The following is a 19,927-nucleotide window of genomic DNA, read 5'->3' as shown; positions in this document are numbered from 1 at the left end:
CCAAGTAACCCGTCCTGAATTAGCCTTTCAGCTGCTTGGCCGGCACACCAGCCACGACTCGACGGGAGGCAATGTCATTCACCACCGCCGCGCCAGCCCCTACAACTACATCACAACCAATACTAATCTGCTGCCTGATACACGCACCAACACCGATCCAGCTCCGATCACCCAGTGTTACACCGCCTGAAAGATGCGCTCCCGGACTAATATGGATAGAATCCCCCAAAACACAATCATGATCAACGCTACAACCTGTGTTCAAAATCGCACCTAATCCGACCCGAACTCCTACATTTACTACGACACCTGCAAAAACTACGGAACCGGCTCCAATCGTCGCATATCGACTCACCGTGGCGGCAGGATGTATCAGCGTAACCAACCTAGCGTTGACCAGAAGTAATTTTTGGAGTTTATCCTGACGTATTCGATTATCGCCAATGGCGACAACCACACCGGAAAACGTTTCAAGTTCCGAGAGTAAGCGGTCCGTATTACCCACGACTGACCATATTCCATTTTTCTTAACTGACGGCCAAGCATCATCAAAAAAACATATCGAGTCCCAACCAGAACACTCAGCTGTATCTGCCACTACCTTGCCGTGGCCGCTAGCGCCCAAAATGGCTAGACGGTTCACGGTTTATTCCCCGTAAACTTGGACATGGTTGCCTCCCCTTCGGCGTTGATGCCATCACGCACCAGCACCTTCTTGATGGTCAATAAGATGATTTTAAGATCCAGCCAGAATGAGCGATTGTCGACATACCAGACATCCAGCTTAAACTTATCGTCCCAGCCAAGTCCATTACGGCCATTAATTTGCGCCCAACCGGTAACTCCGGGACGCACCTCATGGCGACGGTATTGCTCAGGGCTATAAAGCGGAAGGTACTCCATCAAAAGCGGACGCGGCCCCACTAGGCTCATGTGCCCCTTTAACACGTTCCACAGCCCTGGCAATTCGTCCAAACTACTGGAACGCAGGAAACTGCCAAATGGTGTCATACGCTCGGAGTCTGGTAATGGGTTGCCGACAACATCCACAGCATCGCGCATGGAACGGAACTTGATCATCTCGAATGGCTCACCATTCAGACCGGGCCGCACTTGACGGAACAGCACAGGAGAACCAAGTTTGCGGCGAACCTGCCACGCAACGATGGCAATAACTGGTGCTAGCAGTAAAAGACCGCAAACGGAGGCGACGATATCGGAAAGGCGCTTGATATTCACCTTACTCCCTCCAGCCAATCGACAAAGCGATTCGCCAGCAGTTCGCGGTCAAACTCTCGCTCAGCCAACTCACGACTCCGTTTGCCCATTTCCTTTGCTGCCGTCTTATCACCTGCAACCTGCTCCAGCGCATCGGCAAAAGCGTGCCGATTTTCCGGCTCAACTGCATAGCCGCAATGGTTATCGCGAATCATCCCCGCCAACCAGCCGGGATAATTGTTGAGTACGGGCAAGCCAGATGCAATGTAGTCGAAAAACTTGTTTGGTGAAGTGCCAACGTAGAAAGCAGGCACATTTGCCAATACCTGCAACCCAACATCCGTACTAGCCATCAGACCAGCAAGTCGAGACTTGTTCACTGGTTCATGAAACACAACACAGTGCAACGCTTCGCGCTGCGCCCGTGCCTGTAAAGCCGGTTTGAGCTTGCCCTGGCCGATCAAAAGCAACTTGATATCGTCACGTCCACGCCGTTTCAGTTCCGCTGCCGCATCGAGTACGGCATCCAGGCCATTGGCCACGCCATGGGTGCCCGCAAAAACAGCCAGCATATCGTCCGGTTTTACCTGCTCGGGACGCCAAGGTTCAACGTCGCCGGAAAAAATACCCAGATCGCAGCCATTGGGGACCAGAGCAACCCGCTCGCGTGCGACCCCACGCTTAACAATGCCTTCAACTATCCCGGGGGACAAGCCAATCAACCTATGTGCCGAGCGATAACTTATCCACTCCAGTATCGACATGGCACACAATACTAGAGGATTCCGGATCACCCCCATAGCCTTGGGCAATTCCGGCCACAGATCGCGCACCTCAAATACGAACGGTTTACCTCGTAACCAGCGGGCGAAAATACCAGGAATACCCGCAGTTAATGGCGTAGTCGTTGCAAATACTAGATCGTAGCGCTCAGTAAATGCCAAACTGATGCTGCGTAGAGCAAACTTGGCGAAGGTCACAGCTCTCTTTACTAAGCCATCACTATTTGAATACGCCAGATCGAACTCAATGATGTTAATACCATCGACTGTTCCGCGTCGTTTACCGCCAATGAAAGGAAGACCCAGACCAGTCTCCCCGCCACTATAACTCCCGCACACCATCGTCACATGATGACCACGCGCAAGCAAACGACGAGCCATTTCATAAGAGCGGGTACCGACCGTGCCTTTCGGGGTCGAAAAGTGTTGGTGAAAATACAGAACTTTCATAGGACCCTGCGATACTCCGTAATTAGCGATTCCGGCTGACGGAGTTAAATTTCCAGTACCGGTGTTTGTTCTACAGCTCGATTTATATTACAAAGAATAACAATCTATTTGATAAAGGCTCATACCCGAAGCATTTTTTCTCGTACAACCCAGAAAGAAAGCATGGAAAAAATGGAAAATGAAATCCAGGTCGCTATAGCTGCCCCTACCCCGCCCCAAAATGGAATCAAAGCAAAGTTTGCAGCAATTCCGCCAATCGCGCCCACAAAAGACAACTTGGCGACAACACCTGTAAGATCATAGGCGCTCAACACGGGCACAAATATTTGATATCCTACACGAGCCATAAATGCAGAAAGCACAATGATCGCCATTACCAAGAAAAGGTAATCGAAAGAAAAAAATGAAACTTCATAGATAAAAACAAAGCCCGCCCCAAATAGCAAAAGCAAAGATAAGAAGGTCGCACCTCCAAAAACAAGCAAGGCCTTAGGATACAGATCAGTCTTAAAATCATCGACTCTTCTGACAACATATGGTGCCCACAACAAGGAAAAGCTATCAATGAGCATTCCCGCAGCAGATCCTATAAGATAGGCCTTACCGTATTTTCCAATCTCGTCAACAGTTACAAAGGCGCTCAAAATATATCTATCGCCCACATTATTAAGCAACGCCATCAACTGAACCAAAACCAACGGAAGTAGATATACCACAACTTCCCTCTCTTCCAGAGATGACTGCGACTTATTGAGTAGTTTTGAACGAAAGTGAAAGACCGAGAAAAAAACGACCAACAACAAAGAAGCACACAAAGCAAGTAAATATACTGCAACAATAGAAAACTCGAATTTCATCCACAAAAAAACCGCCAATGAAAGAAAGACTAGAACGGGCCTCCCCAACTCAGCGAAAGCATAACCCATCAAACTATTTGAACATCTATATATCGCATTAAAGCTAGCAATATGCGCTGCCAAAAAACCAGAAATAGGAAGTAATGCAAACCAAACGAAATATGGATGCCCTGAGAAAATAAAATATAATAGCAATCCAAAAAAAACAGAGAGTACAAACAATAGATAATAAACCCGCTTCAACGCTTTATAAATCGCAGAAACTCCTTTACTATAAAAATATCTAACGTATGCGGCGGAAGAATTGAACCCCAACAAAGTAACCGCAGTAACAAACAGTGCTTGCGCAAGGGAAAAATAGCCGAATTCTGCGTTACCCACAGAGAAAGCAACCAAGTAACTTACCAGCAAGGTAAGTCCTTTTGACACCAACAAGACCGAAGAGTAACCAAACACCATACCTAAGGTTTTACAGATAGCGGTCATCTTGCTTCATCTTAAAATAATGATTCTTATCACGAAACCGAATAACTTCGGCTGGATTACCGCCCGCAATGGCCAAATCAGGTATTGATTTCGAAACTACCGATCCAGCTTGAATGATCGCCCCCTCCCCAATTCTCACGCCTGGCAGAACCATTACATTCATACCAAACCAAACGTTATCACCGATAACGACATCTTTTACTATAACAGTTCTGTCATAAGGGATAGATTCGCCATTATAGTTATGACTCTGAGTCAATACTTTCAACCCCACACCCGAGTGAAAATTATCCCCAACATGGATTTTACCAGCGCCATACGTTCTCGCCCCATTAAAATTGGCGTTAGCTCCCAAAACTAACTTAGCCCCAAACCTACAGAAGCCGTTTATTTTAGGCCGACCTGATGACGCGACAAAATTGCGTCCAGAAGTCAGATAGAAGATCTCGGAAAGTATTTTTTTAACTACGTACTTAAACATCAATCACCTTCGTTTCTAGAGAAGCTTTATTATTAGCCGCTGCCCGCTTATCGGAGTTCGATCTTAACAAATAAAACATCAACCCAAAAAACACTACGTCGTTAAAAACCAACCCCCAAAGCAACCCATACTGAAACACAGAATAGATCAGCAAGGGTAACGCGGCCAGCATTCGGCCACGTAAAACCAAGAGATAATAGCCCGAAAAAAACAAAAGTGAGATGAAAACGCCGTTTGATACCAAAAACTCAAGATATGAACTGTGTGCGTGATACAAACCATCATTAAGCTGCAACCAAACTTTTTGCGCAGCGTTACCAAAGAATGGACTTTGCTTCAGAACACTAAAAAACTCATAAAAAATAAAATCCCGGCCAGACAAGTCTAGCTCACCTCTACCACGCGTAAGATTCTCAATGATAGTGGATAAGTAGAGAACGCCTACTGCACAACCTACCACCCCTCCGGAAAGCACAACCCTCCAATTAGTCGCATAATAGAACATCAGGCTAATCGCGGCAGCAACAATTGCGGTTCTATTGAAAGATGTAACAAATCCGACAGCGAGTATTCCCGCACAAACCAGGAAGACACGCCGAGACAACTCCGACCTTATTGCCATCAAAACAACAAAGCCAACTAATACCTTGAAGGCATAGACACTGGAGTTCACACTCAAACCGAAAACCCGATTATAGTAAAGCAACTCAGTGTCACCGATCTGGGTCTGTCCTTTATGTGCAACCGAAAAAAACGAGTGAGTTCCAGCAATATACTCAGCGAAACCCACAGCTATTTCGAACAAAACCAGCAAAAGTACTACTATCAAATCACTCCTGCGAAAGACCATACCCGCAAATAAAGAAATCAGTATTAGCACCACATAAGGAAAAGCACCTAATATTGACTTTTCAAAATTATCAATTAAAGGTTCCGCAAAGGCAAATACAACAACTGACAGAAGCGCTGACAACAGCAGCAGCATCAACCCAACAACATGTCCACTCTTTAGAAAACTCAAATCCCTTCCATAGCTGGTCAAAAACAATCTATAGAAGACAATCGGGAGAAGTAATAAATTAACGACTGGTGAAAAGAACACAATCGTCGAAAGAAAAGCGAGCAATCCAAGCATTTAAATGCCTTAAGATAATTTTATCTATTAACGAAAGAAGCCTAGCCACCATACAACACGACAAATGTTTCTGGCAAAATCTATGAAACGCGATTTATTACGATCGATTTATGCCTTTCAAAAGACTCCATTATCAGATCATGATGCACAAACATTTGCGTCTTTAACGTACTAGGTATTATGGCAACGGCCCTAGCATCAGGAAATAGGCTCGCAAGCGTAAAAAGTGCCGTAGAGTTAACTGAATAGATTTTCCGCGGACGCCACTTGTTTCGCAACATGAAATACTCCACCGCTACGTCTGCATGCAATAACTGGAGACCTTTTACTTCCTTAACGACTTCTAGACACTCTAGACTTTCCGTGCGATGCGGAATGTAGTGCACAACTGATTCAGGCGAGTCTTTTACTGCAGACTCTAAAACCCTAATATAGGCAGCGACATCCATTGCACCGATATCAACCAGCTTTTGTCCTATAAAAAAAACAGCATACTCCTCACTCCCCTTACAATCATACTCACCGGCAATAGAATCAAATCGATTCACTTCACAATTAAGATAATTTTTTTCATCCAGATCAAATATACTAAATACTGAATACTTCCCTCCTCGCTCATTTATTATTTTATCAGCCAGCAAAGTCGCAACACCATCGTCCAACAGAATTATTTCTTTTTTTAGAACAATTGAAGAAAGTAGCTTCTGAAAGCCAGAGAAAAAACTACCTAAAACTACCTTATCATAGCAATGAAAATTGCTGAACAAGAAACCCAAGACCGACAAAAAGTAATCTAACTTATTGCCTGGCCTTACCAGAAATTCTTTTTTTACTTTAAGGTTTAAGTCTCTGACCATTGCGCTCATTTGCTGATCATTGCTGCCAACGCCGCTATTCCTAATATATAAAGAAATACAGGCTTGGTGCTTACGTAAATATTCATAAGCACATAGCAGTTGAAACGGCGTTTCTACCAGAATCAACACCTTATTCTTCATTTACTCAAACTCAAAAATTATAAGACACCGCTCATGCATCTTTTAACCCTTCCAACACAACAGGGCTGTTAGCAGAAACATCAGATATTACTTTTTTATCAAGCACATAGTCTAAATATTTTGGTGCAGCACCATACCCTGGCCGCACACTTCTCACTGCACTTTCAGTAATTACATCGCCGGCCTTCAGGTCCTTCACAAAGTAAAGAGATCGTCGAAACTTTGCGTTAGTTTGCTCGCTGGACTTGCGACCATAATCAACCCTACCTAAAGCTGCCCACGCGGTCTTACTGTCACGACAAAGCGCAGTGAGTTCGGCGGGCTCTAGAGAGAAGCTGTCATCCGCCCCTCCACCGTTCCGATCTAGGGTGAAGTGTTTTTCAATCACCGAAGCCCCCAGAGCAACACTTGTAATAGCGGTAGTATTATCAAGCGTGTGATCAGACAATCCCGTAACCAAGCCGAAGCGCTGGATCATGTCGGGGATAGTACGTAGGTTGTAGTCTTCTGCTGGGGCAGGATAGCCACTTACGCAATGCAATATAGCCAACTCCTTGCATCCCCCATCGCGCGCAGCCGCTATCGCTTCCTGAATCTCCTCCGCATCAGCCATACCGGTGGAGATGATCATCGGCTTGCCAGTGCTGGCGACATATTTGATCAGCGCCAAATCGACGGCCTCGAAGGAGGCAATCTTGTAGGCTGGGGCGCGGAGGCTTTCCAGGAGGTCGACAGCTGTGTTGTCGAACGGCGAACTGAAGATGGTGATACCTAATTTACGCGCATGCTCGAACAGCGGAACATGCCAGTCCCAAGGCATATGAGCTTCTTGGTAAAGCTGATAGAGACTCTTGCCGTCCCACAGTCCACCGTGGATCTGAAATTCTTCCGAATCGCAATCCAAGGTAATGGTATCGGCGGTGTAGGTCTGAAGCTTGATGGCGTCGGCGCCCGCCTTTTTGGCTTCTTCGATTATCTTCAGTGCCGTTTCCAACTTGCCATTATGGTTCGCGGAAAGTTCGGCAATTATGTAAGGCGGCGCATCGAGAGCGATGCGTCGGCCGGCAATGCTGATACTTGGGATAGTCGACATACGGTTATCTCTCAGAGGTTCGATTGCCATTCAGAGGCAAGAAGGCCAAAGCACACAACATCGTGATAGCTCTGGCCGTCAAAGTGTTGCTCACGCAGAATTCCTTCCTGCTGAAAGCCAAGTCTCTGATGAAACTTGATGGACCGCGTATTGAAGCGCAGCGCCTGCCCACAGAGCTTGTGCAAGGCTAGATGAGCGAAAGCATGTTGCAATACTGCATGCCCCAGTAGACGGCCTGTTCCTCTCGGTGCGTCAGGAGCAACATAGAAGCCCCAATCTGCCACACCACCGGGTGCAATCTGATGGAGGTTTATGAAGCCTAGAGGCACAGCATTGCTTTCAAATACCAGTAGGTGACGGCTGGAGTCCTGGGATGCCCGCTCGAACCAGCGCGAGTGTTCGATTAGGCTGATTTCATGCTGAGTGTACATGTAGCGGCGCACCTCTTCATGGTTTCGCCAAGCAAGCACTCGCTCGAGATCCTCGTATGTCATCGGACGTACTCGCTGTTGAGCCGATACTGTTCCGGTCACTTCAAGACTCCAGGTGCTGGATTACAGTAGCTACGCCATTGCCGTCCGCAATGCGCTGCGCAGCCTGGCTCATGGCAGCCCGAAAGACTGTCGATGAGATCAGTGAAGCCAGTGCCTGTGGGAGATGCTCCGCGATCCGATGCGGTTCCTGCAGGACATGGACCGCTCCCGCTTGTTCGAGACCTTTTGCGACCTGATGTTGATTGTCGGCAAGAACGACCAGCACCGTCGGTAATCCCAAACAGCAGCGTTCCCAGGACGTCGAGCCGGCAGCGCCAATCGCCAAGTCGCTATCGGCCATCAGCTGTGCCATATCGCCAACGTTTACTCGGACGTCGGTGGGCCATGGCATCTGCTCAGCCCGCTGACGAACTTCAGTTAGCCAGGGCGCAGTTGCGCCCATCACCACAGTGATACGGCAATTGGCAGGAAGTTCGCTGGACTGGAGGGCATACAGTACCTGCCCGGTGGCATTGTCCTTATCAACACCGCCCATGGTGATGAGCAGATGCCTGAGCTGCGCATCTCCCCGACGAGCCAGACTGTAGGGACGCAGCTCGGCAAACTCGGGGCGTAACAGGGCATATTGCGAGCCGCAGAGTACCGTGCATGTAGCAGGCACGCACGGAGCATAGTCCGCCGGATTGCGACCGAAGGTCTGATCCAGCAAGAGGTCGCCTTGATGGGGACGATCGGCCAGGTCATCGATCACCATCAGCTTGCGGCAGTGCCGTTTGAGTGCAACTTCCCAGCGGGCATCGAGGGCGTAATGATCGACCACTAACCAATCGGTGCTCAACTCGCCAAGGATGACGGCGCACTCGGCGACATCCTGCTCTTGGGAGGTACCGAGCCAAGCAGTGTGGGGCAATTTTGCTCCGCTGCCAGCTTCATTGGTCACGAGCAAGCTAGCTTCTTGCGATTCGCTGAGAGGCAAGCTATGGACTGGATAACCCTTGCTACGAATGAGTTCAATCAGGTTGCCGGGGAGCTCGCGACAGATGAACCGGCATTCTGCGCCCCGGGCATTAAGAGCATCGGCCAGGGTCAGGCAGCGCATGACATGGCCGGTACCGATCTGTTGCGAGGCGTCGGCGCGGAAGACAACCTTCATAACTGATCTGTACCCTGTTGCGCCTGCATAGCTTTGAACAGCCATTCAGCTCGCACCCAGTCTTCCAGCGTATCAATATCCTGCACACGATGGCGCGGCAAGAGAACAGGCGCCGAGCCGGGCTTGAAGATCATTTTGCCTTGCAGCCATGCGCTGGCTCGGCCCCAGTAGAACTGGCCTGCATCATGGAAAGCCTCTTCCAGATCTTGCGAGCGGGTATTGAAATATTCGGGGCTGAACATCTCAACTTGACCCTCCTCGGTGAGACGAATGGCCCGCTGAATCGGGAAAGCGTAGCTAGTCACCGAAAAGGCATAGTCGCTATCCGTCTCTTCGAGGATCTGCAACCCTCGCTGAATATCCTCAACTTGGACAAAAGGCGCGGTAGCGTACAGGCAACAGACTTGTTCAATCGCCTGCTCCTGAGCGTTGAACCACTCGATGACGTGCCGAATCACCGGGAGGGTGCCGGTGTAATCGTCAGACAGTTCGGCCGGGCGCATGAACGGTACGCTGGCGCCATACTGGCGAGCGACATCGGCAATTTCCGCATCGTCGGTGGAGACGATGACCTGATCGAAGCAGCCACTTCGCAGCGCAGTCTCGATGGACCAAACGATCATCGGTTTGCCGCAGAACGGTTTGATGTTCTTGCGCGGGATGCGTTTGCTGCCGCCTCGTGCAGGGATAACAGCCAGTCTCATGCGTCGAGCACCTCACGCAGAGCGGCAACAACAGTGTCCTGCTGCTCCTCACTCATGGTCTGGAACATCGGTAGGCTAATAGCTTCGCTGTAATAGCTTTCTGCTAAAGGGAAGTTACCGACCTTGAACCCCATACGTTGATAATAAGGCTGGGTATGCACCGGAATGTAGTGCAGGTTGACCCCAATACCCAACTCATGCAGGGATTCGAATACTTGGAGATGACTCTTCTGGAGCTTGCCCAGTTGCAGGCGGATGACATACAGGTGCAACCCTGAGTAGCTGTCCGGATGCTGCCAGGGCGTGGTGACCGGTAACTCTGCCAGCAACTCGTCGTAGCGGCGAGCCAACTGGTGACGACGCGCCACATACTGATCCAGGCGCGCCATCTGGCTTACACCCAAGGCAGCCTGCAAGTCGGTCATACGGTAATTGAAGCCGAGGTCGACCTGCTGGTAGTACCAGGGGCCATCGGCCTCGTGAGTCATCAGTGCCGGATCGCGGGTGATACCGTGACTGCGCAGCAAGGCCATCTTGCGGGCCAGTTCGGCATCGTTGGTCAGCGCCATGCCACCTTCGGCGGTGGTGATTATCTTCACCGGATGGAAGCTGAACACAGTGATATCACTGTAACGGCAATTGCCAATGAATTCGCCGCGGTATTTCCCGCCGATGGCATGAGAGGCATCCTCTATCACCTTGAAACCATAGCGCCGGGCCAGAACATGGATGGCTTGCATATCGCAGGGTTGCCCGCACAGATGCACGGAAACCACGACCTTGGGCAACTTGCCTTCATGCTCGGCACGTTCCAGCTTGCGCTGAAGGGCTAGCGGGCAGAGGTTATAGGTGTGCGGGTCGATATCGACGAAGTCGACCTCCGCTCCGCAGTACAGGCCACAGTTGGCAGAGGCGACGAAGGTGATCGGGGTGGTCCACAAACGGTCACCGCGACCAAGCCCAAGCGCCAGGCAGGCGATATGGAGCGCCGAGGTGGCGCTGTTCACGGCCAATGCATGGCCCGCCCCGACGTGCTGCGCCACACTTTGCTCGAAACGCGGCACCATGGGGCCCTGAGTCAGGAAGTCGGATTTGAGTACTTCCAGAACCGCATCGATATCGGCCTGGGTGATGTCTTGGCGACCGTAGGGGATCATGGATCAGATGCTCCCGATTTTTTCGCGGTTCGTATCGATCCAGACCTGCAGTTCCTTGTCGCTCATCCACTCAGCGTTGTTGTCGCTGGAGTAGACAAAGCCTTCGGGGACTTTCGTGCCATCCTTGATCCGTTTGGCGCATGTCGACCAGTCGTTGATGACTGGCAGGATCTTGTAATGCTCCGGGTAGTCATAGGTGTAGTGCGAGTCTTCTGCGCTGATCATCTGCTCATGCAGCTTTTCGCCGGGACGAATGCCGATCACTTCCTGCCTAGCGTCGGGTGCAACCACACGAGCCAAATCCGTCACCTTCATGGATGGGATTTTCTTCACGTAGATCTCGCCGCCCTCCATGTCTTCGAAAGCGTGCCAAACCAGTTCGACGCCTTCTTCGAGGGAAATCATGAAGCGGGTCATGCGGTCGTCGGTGATAGGCAGCACTCCCTTGTCCTTGATTGACATAAAGAACGGAATCACCGAACCACGCGAGCCCATTACATTGCCGTAACGGACGACGGCGAAACGGGTGTCATGCCCACCGGCATAGGAGTTGCCAGAGACGAATAGCTTATCCGAAGCCAACTTGGTTGCGCCATACAGATTGATGGGGCTGCTGGCCTTGTCCGTGGACAGCGCGACCACACGCTTGACGCCCTTGTCGATACAGGCATCAATCAAGTTCATGGCGCCATTGATGTTGGTCTTGACGCACTCGAACGGGTTGTACTCAGCGGTCGGAACGATCTTGGTGGCGGCAGCATGCACCACGTAGTCGACACCATCTAGGGCACGGTACAGACGGTCCTTGTCACGCACATCGCCGATGAAAAAACGCACGCGGGGGTCACCCTCGAATTTCTTCGCCATGTCCCACTGCTTCATCTCATCACGGGAGAAAATGATAATTTTCTTCGGATTGTACTTGGCCAGGGTCATCGGTACGAAAGTGTTGCCGAAAGAGCCAGTTCCGCCAGTGACCAGAATAGTTTGGTTAGTGAACATTTGATCAATCCCGTTTAAGTTAAACTTTAAAATGATTCTATTGAGTGGATTTAAATCTCGACACCCACGAACAACTTGCCAATCAAGAGATCCAAACACCCCGGGTATCAATGATCTTAAGATCCCGAAGTGCATCCATAGGAATATTCTTAAATACCTTGTGATCGACCAACAACACCAAAACGTCAGATTCGGAAAGTGCTTGATCAATACTTTTTAGAACCAGCTTTTTGCCCGCCAACTTCATCGGTAGCGCGTCAATATTTGGCTCAACCACCAATACGCAACCGGGGTGGGCTGCGGCAATCTTCTGGGAAATTGCTAAGGCGGGGCTTTCACGCAGATCATCGATATCAGGCTTAAAAGCCAGGCCAAAGCAGGCAATAGTCACTTCCGAAGCAGTCCTCTCTGGATTCTGCTGCAAGAACTCTGCTACGGCCAATTTCACTTTATTCTCAACCCAATGAGGCTTGCCGTCGTTAACCTCGCGCGCAGCACGGATAAGCTTTGCTTCTTCTGGAGTGCTACTAACGATAAACCAAGGATCCACAGCAATGCAGTGTCCACCAACCCCCGGACCTGGCTGCAAGATGCTAACCCGCGGATGACGATTAGCCAGACGGATTAATTCCCATACGTTGATATCCAGCTTATCGCAAATGATCGATAACTCATTGGCGAAGGCGATATTCACGTCACGGAAACTGTTTTCGGTCAGCTTGCACATTTCTGCGGTGCGTGCATTGGTAATGACACACTCGCCCTCTACGAAAGTCTTGTAAAGTATTACCGCTGCCTCGGAACATTTGGCTGTCATACCGCCAATCACTCGATCATTCTGCACAAGCTCCCGCAAGACATGGCCTGGTAAAACCCGCTCGGGGCAGTGCGCTACGCGAATATCAGAGTCTTCCCCATGAGTTTGCGGGAAACTCAGATCGGGGCGCGACGCAGCCAACCAGGCCGCCATTTGTTCAGTCGCGCCCACCGGGGAGGTGGATTCTAGAATCACCAAGTCACCTTTCTTCAAGACTGGCGCAATAGCCTTACTCGCTGACTCTATATATGAGAGATCCGGTTCGTGATCGCCCTTGAATGGGGTTGGCACCGCAATTAAAAACGCATCCGCTGGCTCTGCCTGTGTCGTAGCACGCAGATAACCTTCGGTGACCGCGGCATGCACGACCATATCTAGATCGGGTTCGATAATATGAATTCCCCCGCGGTTGATGGTATCCACCGCCTGCTGATTGACGTCAACACCAATCACTTTCTTCTTGCGGGATGCGAATACTGCTGCCGTAGGTAAACCAATGTAGCCGAGACCTATGACGGAAATGGTTTGGAAGAGCATGGTGCTTCCTTGAATATTCTTAAATAAATATGTTTGCGCTAGAGTCGGTTAATGCGAGCAGGGCCGCCCCTACAACCGGCAGTGCTGGATGCAAGCTCAGGATATCTTGCACAAGGCGTCAATGATTCGACCGCAGGCGTGACCATCGCCATAGGGATTATGGGCGTAACTCATGGCGCGATATGCGTCTTGATCCGTTAGCAGCCGATTCAGTTCGCTAACTATATTGCTCGTCTCCGTACCTACTAATCTAACGGTACCTGCATCTACCGCTTCGGGACGCTCAGTGGTATCGCGCATGACCAACACCGGTTTACCCAACGAAGGCGCTTCTTCCTGAATGCCACCCGAGTCGGTCAGGATGATGTGGGCGCGGCTCATCAAGGAGGCGAAGGGCAGGTAATCCAACGGTTCGATCAGGTAAACGTTGCTGATACCAGTGAGCAGACGATTGACCGGCTCACGCACGTTGGGATTGAGGTGAACCGGGTAAACGATATCGACATCAGGATGTTGCTGGGCAACCTCCATCAGTGCCTGGCAAATACGCTCGAAGCCGTCACCGAAACTTTCACGGCGATGCCCGGTAACCAGGATAAGTTTGCGAGCAGGATCCAGGAATGCCGAAGGCGCTGAGGCTATGGCGTTCAGCTCTGCATCATGGTCGAGCCGCTTGATAACATCCACCAGCGCATCGATCACTGTATTGCCCGTGACAATGATTTTCGCAGGAGCAACGCCCTCTCGCAGCAAGTTGGCCCGGGAGGTTTCGGTGGGAGCGAAATGAAGGTTGGCCAATGCACCGGTCAGTTTGCGATTGGCTTCTTCTGGCCAGGGGGAGTAAATATTACCTGTTCGCAAGCCCGCTTCTACATGCGCAACCGGGATTTGCTGGTAATAAGCCGCTAGGCTGGTTGCAAACGTTGTGGCCGTATCGCCATGAACCAATACGACGTCTGGCTTGAACTCAGCAAAAACCGTTTTCATACCCTGAAGAATCGAAGTCGTTACATCTGTCAGATCCTGGCCAGGTTTCATGATATTTAGGTCGAAATCCGGCTTGATGGCAAACAACCCCAAAACTTGATCAAGCATTTCTCGGTGCTGGCCAGTCACGCATACCTTGGACTCGAAACGCTCATCAGCAGCCAAAGCCAAAGCCAAAGGTGCCATCTTGATTGCTTCGGGACGGGTACCAAATACACAAAGAGTTTTCATCTAAATAAATTCCTTGGCCAGAATATACAACGGGCCTTTTTAGCTCAAAAAATCACAGCTTTAATTCGAAATCTGTCAGCATTTAATGCTGACATTTGTCCGTTACTTCTCAATTACTCTAGGATGGTCCGTCATACGCTCCGCCCATTGCGATAAGGACCTGCCCTGGCTGCTTATCAGTTCGGCGACCAGCAGCTTTAGGACAAGATTTCTAGACCCGCAAAGCGTCGCGCCCTGACGCCCCCCCTTCCCGACAGATGTAGGCACCGCATTCCTTATGGGATGCCCGGGGCGATGGCGGATAACTTCCATCCGAAATCAAACCTGAAAACAAAAGTATGGCGCCGGGCACCGAACGCAGCCCAACCCGCCTACCCGTAAATGTCCGGTTGGAAGTTTGATCTGCATCAGACACGCTACCGCCCCAGGATTTACCGTTGGTTTCCTGAGAACGTCGAAGGCTTCAAAATTTCTACTGGCATAGCCAGGGTGCTGCTTTGGCCTCGGCCGCTGCCGAGGCTGATTCAATTCTTGATTATACTCACCAGTGGCATGCTGATCTTTTGCTGGCGGTTGAGCATATTGAGCAGCAGTATTACGCGCTGCTCGCCATCCATTGATATGAAGACCGCATCCAGCTCGGCAAAGCCTCCTTGGATAATCCGTACACTATCCCCTGCCGAAAACGCCGGTGTGATAGCTTCTGCCGCGCGTTGCTGCAAGTGGATAATCAGACTGTTATCGAGCCGAAGAGGAGTACCACCGAAACTCACTATGCGGTAGACCCCGCGAGTCGATCGCAGGGGTGCCCAATTGGCACCGGCAGCCAGTTGAATGAATAAATATCCAGGGAACAGCGATTCAGTAATGATTAGCCGACGGCTCCGCACTACTCGCTCGTAGCTGTGCTGCGGCCGATAGCAGGTGTAACCCTGGCGTAGCAGGTTCTCTTCCGCACGCTCATCCTGGCGGGGCTTGCAGTGCACGAGATACCAGGCCGGGGCCGTATCTGCAGTGTTTATGGGATTCGCAACGCTTACATTCATATAGGTAACAAGCAAACCGGTGCGACATTTGCACACCGACAGTTTACTCCTCTGTGCACCCAGCTCGATCAAGCTGATTGCAGGATTCGCTTAGCCTAGCCAGCTGGTTAGGATGAAGAGGGAGAACTTTGGGCTGTCGAAGCCACATTTTTCTGTGCCCCCAGGTGCACAGTGGTGACCTATTTGCCCATTTTACCCTTTGTGGAAAACCTCCTCCACCTGGACACGAACTACCGCGCCCCGCTTTAGCCCCGAAGCCGTTGACTTCTAAACACCCAAGACTAGAGGCCCTCCAACACCCTCACAGTCTAGCATCGCTGGTGTCACTGGGAATCAATAGCTCCAGGTTACGTAGCGCCCTGGTTGTAGATGACAGACCATCCGATTTTGGCTTTGTTCGCACTCCGGCATCATTCCTAGGCCAGGAAATACAGAGGTCTCGCTCCCCGCACCCTACCCAAGCAAGGATGGAGCAATGTCGCAAATGTGTACGCTACACGGCATGTAACAATCAGGGTTCGAGACGGCGCTGCTGATAGATCCAGTCAACAATTTCGCCGTCTGGGGCATAGCCGCTCACCGTATCTCTGAGCAACTGACGAACTCTCGAGTAGTCATCATGTTCAATGGCAGCCAGCAACTCGGTCAACTTAGCTTTGAGCACATCCCATGGCAGATGATCTTCGTTGGCACTCATGATCATCGGGTGCGGGGTTGCGACGACGTTGTCGCCGATGAGCAGCTCTTCGTAAAGCTTCTCACCTGGACGTAGCCCCGTGAACTCGATTGAAATGTCCCCTTGAGGATTCTTTTCCGAGCGAATACTCAAGCCAGACAGATGAATCATTTTCTGCGCCAGCTCGACTATCTTCACGGGCTCACCCATATCGAGCACAAATACATCCCCGCCCAACCCCAGCGACCCAGCCTGAATCACTAACTGAGCGGCCTCGGGGATCGTCATGAAATAGCGGGTGATCTTGGGGTGGGTAACGGTCAACGGCCCGCCTGACTTGATCTGTTTATGGAACAGCGGGATAACCGACCCGGACGAGCCCAGCACATTACCGAACCGGACCATAGTGAAACGGGTTTTATTGACGCGTGACACGTTGGCCTTGTCGCCAAACAACACGGGGGCCAACTCACGACTGAGGGCCTGCAACGTCAGTTCGGCAAGCCGCTTGGTACTGCCCATCACATTGGTCGGGCGCACGGCCTTGTCTGTAGAGATCAAGACGAAATTCGACACGCCAGCCTGCAACGCAGCCTGTGCCGTGTTCAATGTTCCGATCACATTGTTCAGGACGCCTTCGGCGATATTGTGCTCAACCATCGGGACGTGTTTATAAGCCGCGGCGTGATAGACCGTATCGACATTCCAGGTCTTCATGACGTCCAGTAACTTGCTCTGATCCCGGACAGACCCCAAGATAGGCAACAACCGAAGGGACAACGATTCCCGAGCGATGCGAGGTTCAAGCTCGGACAAAATGCTGTAGAGATTGAATTCGCTATGATCAAGAAGCAGCAACGTTGTTGGCTTTAGCGCCAGGATTTGCCGACAAAGCTCGGAGCCGATTGACCCCCCTGCCCCTGTCACCAGAACGGATTGTCCTACGATGCAATGTTCAAGCAGGTCAGCTTGCGCAGGCACCGGATCACGCCCGAGAAGGTCTGCAATATCCACTTCCTGAATGTCGTCGACCTTGACCCGACCACTGGCCAGATCCATGAAACCTGGGACGCTTCGCACATGCAACGGGAACCCTTCAAGCAGCGTCAATATTTCACGGCGTCGGCCTCTTGACGAAGAAGGCACTGCCAGCAGGATCTCCTGCGCGCCAGTCGTATCGATCATTTTTTGAATGTGCTTGGGTTGGTACACCTGCAGCCCGGCAATGACACGATCAGTGATGCTGTTGTCGTCGTCAATAAACGCAACCGGCCGCATCACCCGCCCCATGCGCAATGCCGCCACGAGCTGATTACCCGCAGCCCCGGCACCATAAATAGCGACTTTCGGCAGACCATCATCACGATTGGTAAACGGTACATGCTGGGCGGCGGTGAACCAGTCGCCCAGGAAATACTGCCGCATCAGCAGGCGTAAACCGCCGATCATGATCAGGCTGAGCCACCAGTAGTTGAAAATGATCGAGCGTGGGACCACGGTTTTATGGTTGCTGTACCAATACACTAAGAGGGCTAACAGCAACGCTGAAAGGCTTACCGCCTTGCAAATGGTGATCAGCGCGTCGTTACCGAAATACCGCATGACAGCACGGTACATGCCAAAGCGGATGAAAATCGGAATAGCGATCAACGGCGCGGATGCAAAAAGCCACAGGTGCGTTTCGATCGGGCTGGCCAACGCCTCGACGCCCAGCCGAACGACGAATGCCAGCCACAGAGCGGCCCAAACCAACACCACATCTGTAGCTACTTGGATTGCGCGCTTGTGGCGCCTTGGCAACCCCAGCAGAGCCGATCTTATTTTATCCATAACCCCTTCATGCACCTTGGCCAGCTCCTAAAAATAGATCCATTCCCGGGATTCAAATTCACGTAAAAAAGATTCGACAGCCCTAGCCCAAATATGAGCCTTACTCCAGATTAGACCCTCTCCAGTTTTGCCTGCATGAATCTTGATCAAGAAGCACCAGCGGCACGCAAGCCGCCGCTATAGGGTAGAGCGCCATCCCTATTCAATAAAACGGGGAATACCAGCGGCAGCAGCCAAACAGATTGCTTGCGGCGACTGCGAAGAGCACAGGGAGATGCCAGCCGATTTTTTGCGAAGCGTACTGACAGTACCTGATAGCGATAAGCCTCATCAATCTTGCTGCTCCGCAAAGCCTGTGCATCAACTACCGCTGCATCAATGGTAAAATACAAGCGCAATCAGCGGCAATGAAGGCGGCATAGGTGTAGCCCCTGCCACCTGCAGTGACAGTATGACGCCGAGAAACCCTTCTCCCGAGGAGCACATGTGAATTTGAACGGCATCAGGGGAACGCGCCACCGCCACTGCAAATACCAGGCGGCGCCTTCAGCGCTTCAAATTGTCTAACCTATAAAGCAACCTCCAGACAGGCGTTAGCTTGAAAGTTAGGCAATATCAAAAAGCCTCTCACTATCAGGAGCCATACTCAACGAGCATAAGCTATTTAGTATTTGCTACGCCGAGAACTCAATAATGAATGAGGTATATGGGGCTGTGCTCAGCTCCTACCGCCCCCCCTGGACCATCGACCACCGTGATTGCGAAGCAAGACGAAGCAAACCAATGCGATAAATACGCCCAACACAAGCCCAGCGAAAAGGCCAAGCCCAACGATTAAGACTTTTTTGGGCTTAATCGGACTTTCCGGTACCTCAACACTACCATCCTGCCGATAAACTGAAATATGCTCAGGGTCTATATTCAACTTACGATAAAAGTTATAGCGCATTTGCAGCGATCGTAAATTCGCTATAAACGCATCGTCGGAAGTTCTGGATTCCAGCGCGATAATCTCAGCATTCAAAGCTTTGCTGCCTCGCTGGTAATCCATCTTGTTACCCGTATCTACAGTAATATCCACCGCAGCAGAAGAGTTTATAGTTGGCGTAGTCAGGCCAATCGCCTCGGCTATTTTTAGCGCCTCGCGCAATTGCTGAATCCGATCCTCACGTACCCGTTGCGCGGTCTCGCGCAAGCTGACAATTCGCTGCTCCAGATTTCGCGCCTTCACAGACGCTTCAGTCGTGACGTTCTTGATCAACTCAGACTCGGCAGCCTCGCTGGCACGTGTAACATATGCTTTGGCCCATTCTGTCACCCGCGCGGGGTCGCCACCTTGCACAGTTACCGAAAAACGATCAGGAGTATCCTTACCAGGCCCCTTTATGACTAACTCTCGAGAGAAACGCCCATACAGACGGTCCAGCGCACCCTTTCGCTGAGATTCGTCAAGCGAGGGAAGATATATGTCATTGAAGAAGCTTTGACGAAGGGACTCACCCTGAAGATTTCGGGCGAACACGTCATAAACATATTGAATGGAATAAGGTTCCAGATCAGAGTTTTTTCCACCCCGACCATAATTCAGCTCGGCAATACCATTCTGGGTCGGGGGCATGATAAAAAGCTTGGATTCATAGATTGGCTTACTAACAAACGCATACGCAGCTGCGCCAGCAGTGACCAAAAGAGCAATACCAACGATCAACCACTTCTGAGCCCAAAGGCCACACACAAGCTCAATCAGATCAATCTCATCCGAGCTACGCACTTCAACAGGATTATTTTGCATG

General features: G+C 50.8%; 18 protein-coding genes. All 18 read right to left on the bottom strand.

Annotated features, from left to right (window positions below):
- Window positions 1–19 precede the first annotated feature (19 nt).
- The 18 genes from QNH97_RS08150 to QNH97_RS08065 all read right to left on the bottom strand — a co-directional run bounded on the left by QNH97_RS08150 (window position 20) and on the right by QNH97_RS08065 (window position 19,926).
- The gene (locus tag QNH97_RS08150) at window positions 20–643 is read right to left on the bottom strand and encodes a NeuD/PglB/VioB family sugar acetyltransferase (RefSeq protein ID WP_283556375.1); all 624 of its coding nucleotides are present in this window, start codon (window positions 641–643) and stop codon (window positions 20–22) included.
- Window positions 640–1,233 (bottom strand): sugar transferase, encoded by a 594-nt coding sequence (locus tag QNH97_RS08145; protein WP_283557444.1) that lies wholly within the window; start codon window positions 1,231–1,233, stop codon window positions 640–642. Before QNH97_RS08145 ends, QNH97_RS08150 begins: the two co-directional genes overlap by 4 nt.
- A gap of 2 nt (window positions 1,234–1,235) precedes the next feature.
- Window positions 1,236–2,450 (bottom strand): glycosyltransferase family 4 protein, encoded by a 1,215-nt coding sequence (locus tag QNH97_RS08140; RefSeq protein WP_283556374.1) that lies wholly within the window; start codon window positions 2,448–2,450, stop codon window positions 1,236–1,238.
- Between the two features lie 119 nt (window positions 2,451–2,569).
- The gene (locus QNH97_RS08135) at window positions 2,570–3,793 is read right to left on the bottom strand and encodes an oligosaccharide flippase family protein (protein WP_283556373.1); all 1,224 of its coding nucleotides are present in this window, start codon (window positions 3,791–3,793) and stop codon (window positions 2,570–2,572) included.
- Complete coding sequence (locus QNH97_RS08130) at window positions 3,777–4,274, bottom strand: acyltransferase (protein ID WP_283556372.1); 498 nt, start codon at window positions 4,272–4,274, stop codon at window positions 3,777–3,779. The genes QNH97_RS08135 and QNH97_RS08130 overlap by 17 nt, the downstream gene beginning before the upstream one ends.
- On the bottom strand, window positions 4,267–5,409 hold the full coding sequence (locus QNH97_RS08125; RefSeq protein ID WP_283556371.1) for an O-antigen ligase family protein: 1,143 nt from the start codon (window positions 5,407–5,409) through the stop codon (window positions 4,267–4,269). Before QNH97_RS08125 ends, QNH97_RS08130 begins: the two co-directional genes overlap by 8 nt.
- A gap of 80 nt (window positions 5,410–5,489) precedes the next feature.
- The gene (locus QNH97_RS08120) at window positions 5,490–6,407 is read right to left on the bottom strand and encodes a polysialyltransferase family glycosyltransferase (RefSeq protein WP_283556370.1); all 918 of its coding nucleotides are present in this window, start codon (window positions 6,405–6,407) and stop codon (window positions 5,490–5,492) included.
- A 31-nt stretch (window positions 6,408–6,438) separates the two neighbouring features.
- On the bottom strand, window positions 6,439–7,500 hold the full coding sequence (gene pseI, locus QNH97_RS08115; RefSeq protein WP_283556369.1) for a pseudaminic acid synthase: 1,062 nt from the start codon (window positions 7,498–7,500) through the stop codon (window positions 6,439–6,441).
- A gap of 11 nt (window positions 7,501–7,511) precedes the next feature.
- Entirely contained in the window at window positions 7,512–8,033 is a 522-nt protein-coding gene (pseH, locus tag QNH97_RS08110) for a UDP-4-amino-4,6-dideoxy-N-acetyl-beta-L-altrosamine N-acetyltransferase (protein WP_350356197.1), read from the bottom strand.
- A gap of 1 nt (window position 8,034) precedes the next feature.
- Window positions 8,035–9,147, bottom strand: a complete 1,113-nt coding sequence (pseG, locus tag QNH97_RS08105) for a UDP-2,4-diacetamido-2,4,6-trideoxy-beta-L-altropyranose hydrolase (protein WP_283556368.1) — start codon at window positions 9,145–9,147, stop codon at window positions 8,035–8,037.
- A complete protein-coding gene (gene pseF, locus QNH97_RS08100) occupies window positions 9,144–9,851 on the bottom strand; it encodes a pseudaminic acid cytidylyltransferase (RefSeq protein WP_283556367.1) in 708 nt (235 codons plus the stop codon). The genes pseG and pseF overlap by 4 nt, the downstream gene beginning before the upstream one ends.
- Window positions 9,848–11,008 (bottom strand): UDP-4-amino-4,6-dideoxy-N-acetyl-beta-L-altrosamine transaminase, encoded by a 1,161-nt coding sequence (gene pseC / locus QNH97_RS08095; RefSeq protein ID WP_283556366.1) that lies wholly within the window; start codon window positions 11,006–11,008, stop codon window positions 9,848–9,850. Before pseC ends, pseF begins: the two co-directional genes overlap by 4 nt.
- Before the next feature lie 3 nt (window positions 11,009–11,011).
- Window positions 11,012–12,010: a UDP-N-acetylglucosamine 4,6-dehydratase (inverting) gene (pseB, locus tag QNH97_RS08090; RefSeq protein ID WP_283556365.1), complete on the bottom strand. Its 999-nt coding sequence runs from the start codon at window positions 12,008–12,010 to the stop codon at window positions 11,012–11,014.
- Between the two features lie 82 nt (window positions 12,011–12,092).
- Entirely contained in the window at window positions 12,093–13,364 is a 1,272-nt protein-coding gene (gene wecC / locus QNH97_RS08085) for a UDP-N-acetyl-D-mannosamine dehydrogenase (RefSeq protein WP_283556364.1), read from the bottom strand.
- 96 nt (window positions 13,365–13,460) lie between these two features.
- The gene (gene wecB, locus QNH97_RS08080; protein ID WP_283556363.1) at window positions 13,461–14,582 is read right to left on the bottom strand and encodes a non-hydrolyzing UDP-N-acetylglucosamine 2-epimerase; all 1,122 of its coding nucleotides are present in this window, start codon (window positions 14,580–14,582) and stop codon (window positions 13,461–13,463) included.
- Window positions 14,583–15,106: 524 nt separating this feature from the next.
- Entirely contained in the window at window positions 15,107–15,628 is a 522-nt protein-coding gene (gene rfaH / locus QNH97_RS08075) for a transcription/translation regulatory transformer protein RfaH (RefSeq protein ID WP_283556362.1), read from the bottom strand.
- A gap of 511 nt (window positions 15,629–16,139) precedes the next feature.
- Complete coding sequence (locus QNH97_RS08070; protein ID WP_283556361.1) at window positions 16,140–18,134, bottom strand: polysaccharide biosynthesis protein; 1,995 nt, start codon at window positions 18,132–18,134, stop codon at window positions 16,140–16,142.
- 718 nt (window positions 18,135–18,852) lie between these two features.
- Window positions 18,853–19,926: an LPS O-antigen chain length determinant protein WzzB gene (locus QNH97_RS08065; RefSeq protein ID WP_283556360.1), complete on the bottom strand. Its 1,074-nt coding sequence runs from the start codon at window positions 19,924–19,926 to the stop codon at window positions 18,853–18,855.
- Window position 19,927 lies beyond the last annotated feature (1 nt).

Source organism: Pseudomonas sp. G2-4 (assembly GCF_030064125.1).
Taxonomy (GTDB): domain Bacteria; phylum Pseudomonadota; class Gammaproteobacteria; order Pseudomonadales; family Pseudomonadaceae; genus Aquipseudomonas.
Note: the sequence above shows the minus strand (reverse complement) of the source record. Positions and strands in the feature narration are given on the sequence as shown.

Excerpts from the sequence above, each read along its gene's own strand:
- QNH97_RS08140 (WP_283556374.1), bottom strand. The coding sequence starts at position 2,450 with ATGAAAGTTCTGTATTTTCACCAACACTTTTCGACCCCGAAAGGCACG.
- QNH97_RS08135 (WP_283556373.1), bottom strand. The coding sequence starts at position 3,793 with ATGACCGCTATCTGTAAAACCTTAGGTATGGTGTTTGGTTACTCTTCG.
- QNH97_RS08130 (WP_283556372.1), bottom strand. The coding sequence starts at position 4,274 with ATGTTTAAGTACGTAGTTAAAAAAATACTTTCCGAGATCTTCTATCTG.
- QNH97_RS08125 (WP_283556371.1), bottom strand. The coding sequence starts at position 5,409 with ATGCTTGGATTGCTCGCTTTTCTTTCGACGATTGTGTTCTTTTCACCA.
- QNH97_RS08120 (WP_283556370.1), bottom strand. The coding sequence starts at position 6,407 with ATGAAGAATAAGGTGTTGATTCTGGTAGAAACGCCGTTTCAACTGCTA.
- pseI (WP_283556369.1), bottom strand. The coding sequence starts at position 7,500 with ATGTCGACTATCCCAAGTATCAGCATTGCCGGCCGACGCATCGCTCTC.
- pseG (WP_283556368.1), bottom strand. The coding sequence starts at position 9,147 with ATGAAGGTTGTCTTCCGCGCCGACGCCTCGCAACAGATCGGTACCGGC.
- pseF (WP_283556367.1), bottom strand. The coding sequence starts at position 9,851 with ATGAGACTGGCTGTTATCCCTGCACGAGGCGGCAGCAAACGCATCCCG.
- pseC (WP_283556366.1), bottom strand. The coding sequence starts at position 11,008 with ATGATCCCCTACGGTCGCCAAGACATCACCCAGGCCGATATCGATGCG.
- pseB (WP_283556365.1), bottom strand. The coding sequence starts at position 12,010 with ATGTTCACTAACCAAACTATTCTGGTCACTGGCGGAACTGGCTCTTTC.
- wecC (WP_283556364.1), bottom strand. The coding sequence starts at position 13,364 with ATGCTCTTCCAAACCATTTCCGTCATAGGTCTCGGCTACATTGGTTTA.
- wecB (WP_283556363.1), bottom strand. The coding sequence starts at position 14,582 with ATGAAAACTCTTTGTGTATTTGGTACCCGTCCCGAAGCAATCAAGATG.
- rfaH (WP_283556362.1), bottom strand. The coding sequence starts at position 15,628 with ATGAATGTAAGCGTTGCGAATCCCATAAACACTGCAGATACGGCCCCG.
- QNH97_RS08070 (WP_283556361.1), bottom strand. The coding sequence starts at position 18,134 with ATGGATAAAATAAGATCGGCTCTGCTGGGGTTGCCAAGGCGCCACAAG.
- QNH97_RS08065 (WP_283556360.1), bottom strand. The coding sequence starts at position 19,926 with ATGCAAAATAATCCTGTTGAAGTGCGTAGCTCGGATGAGATTGATCTG.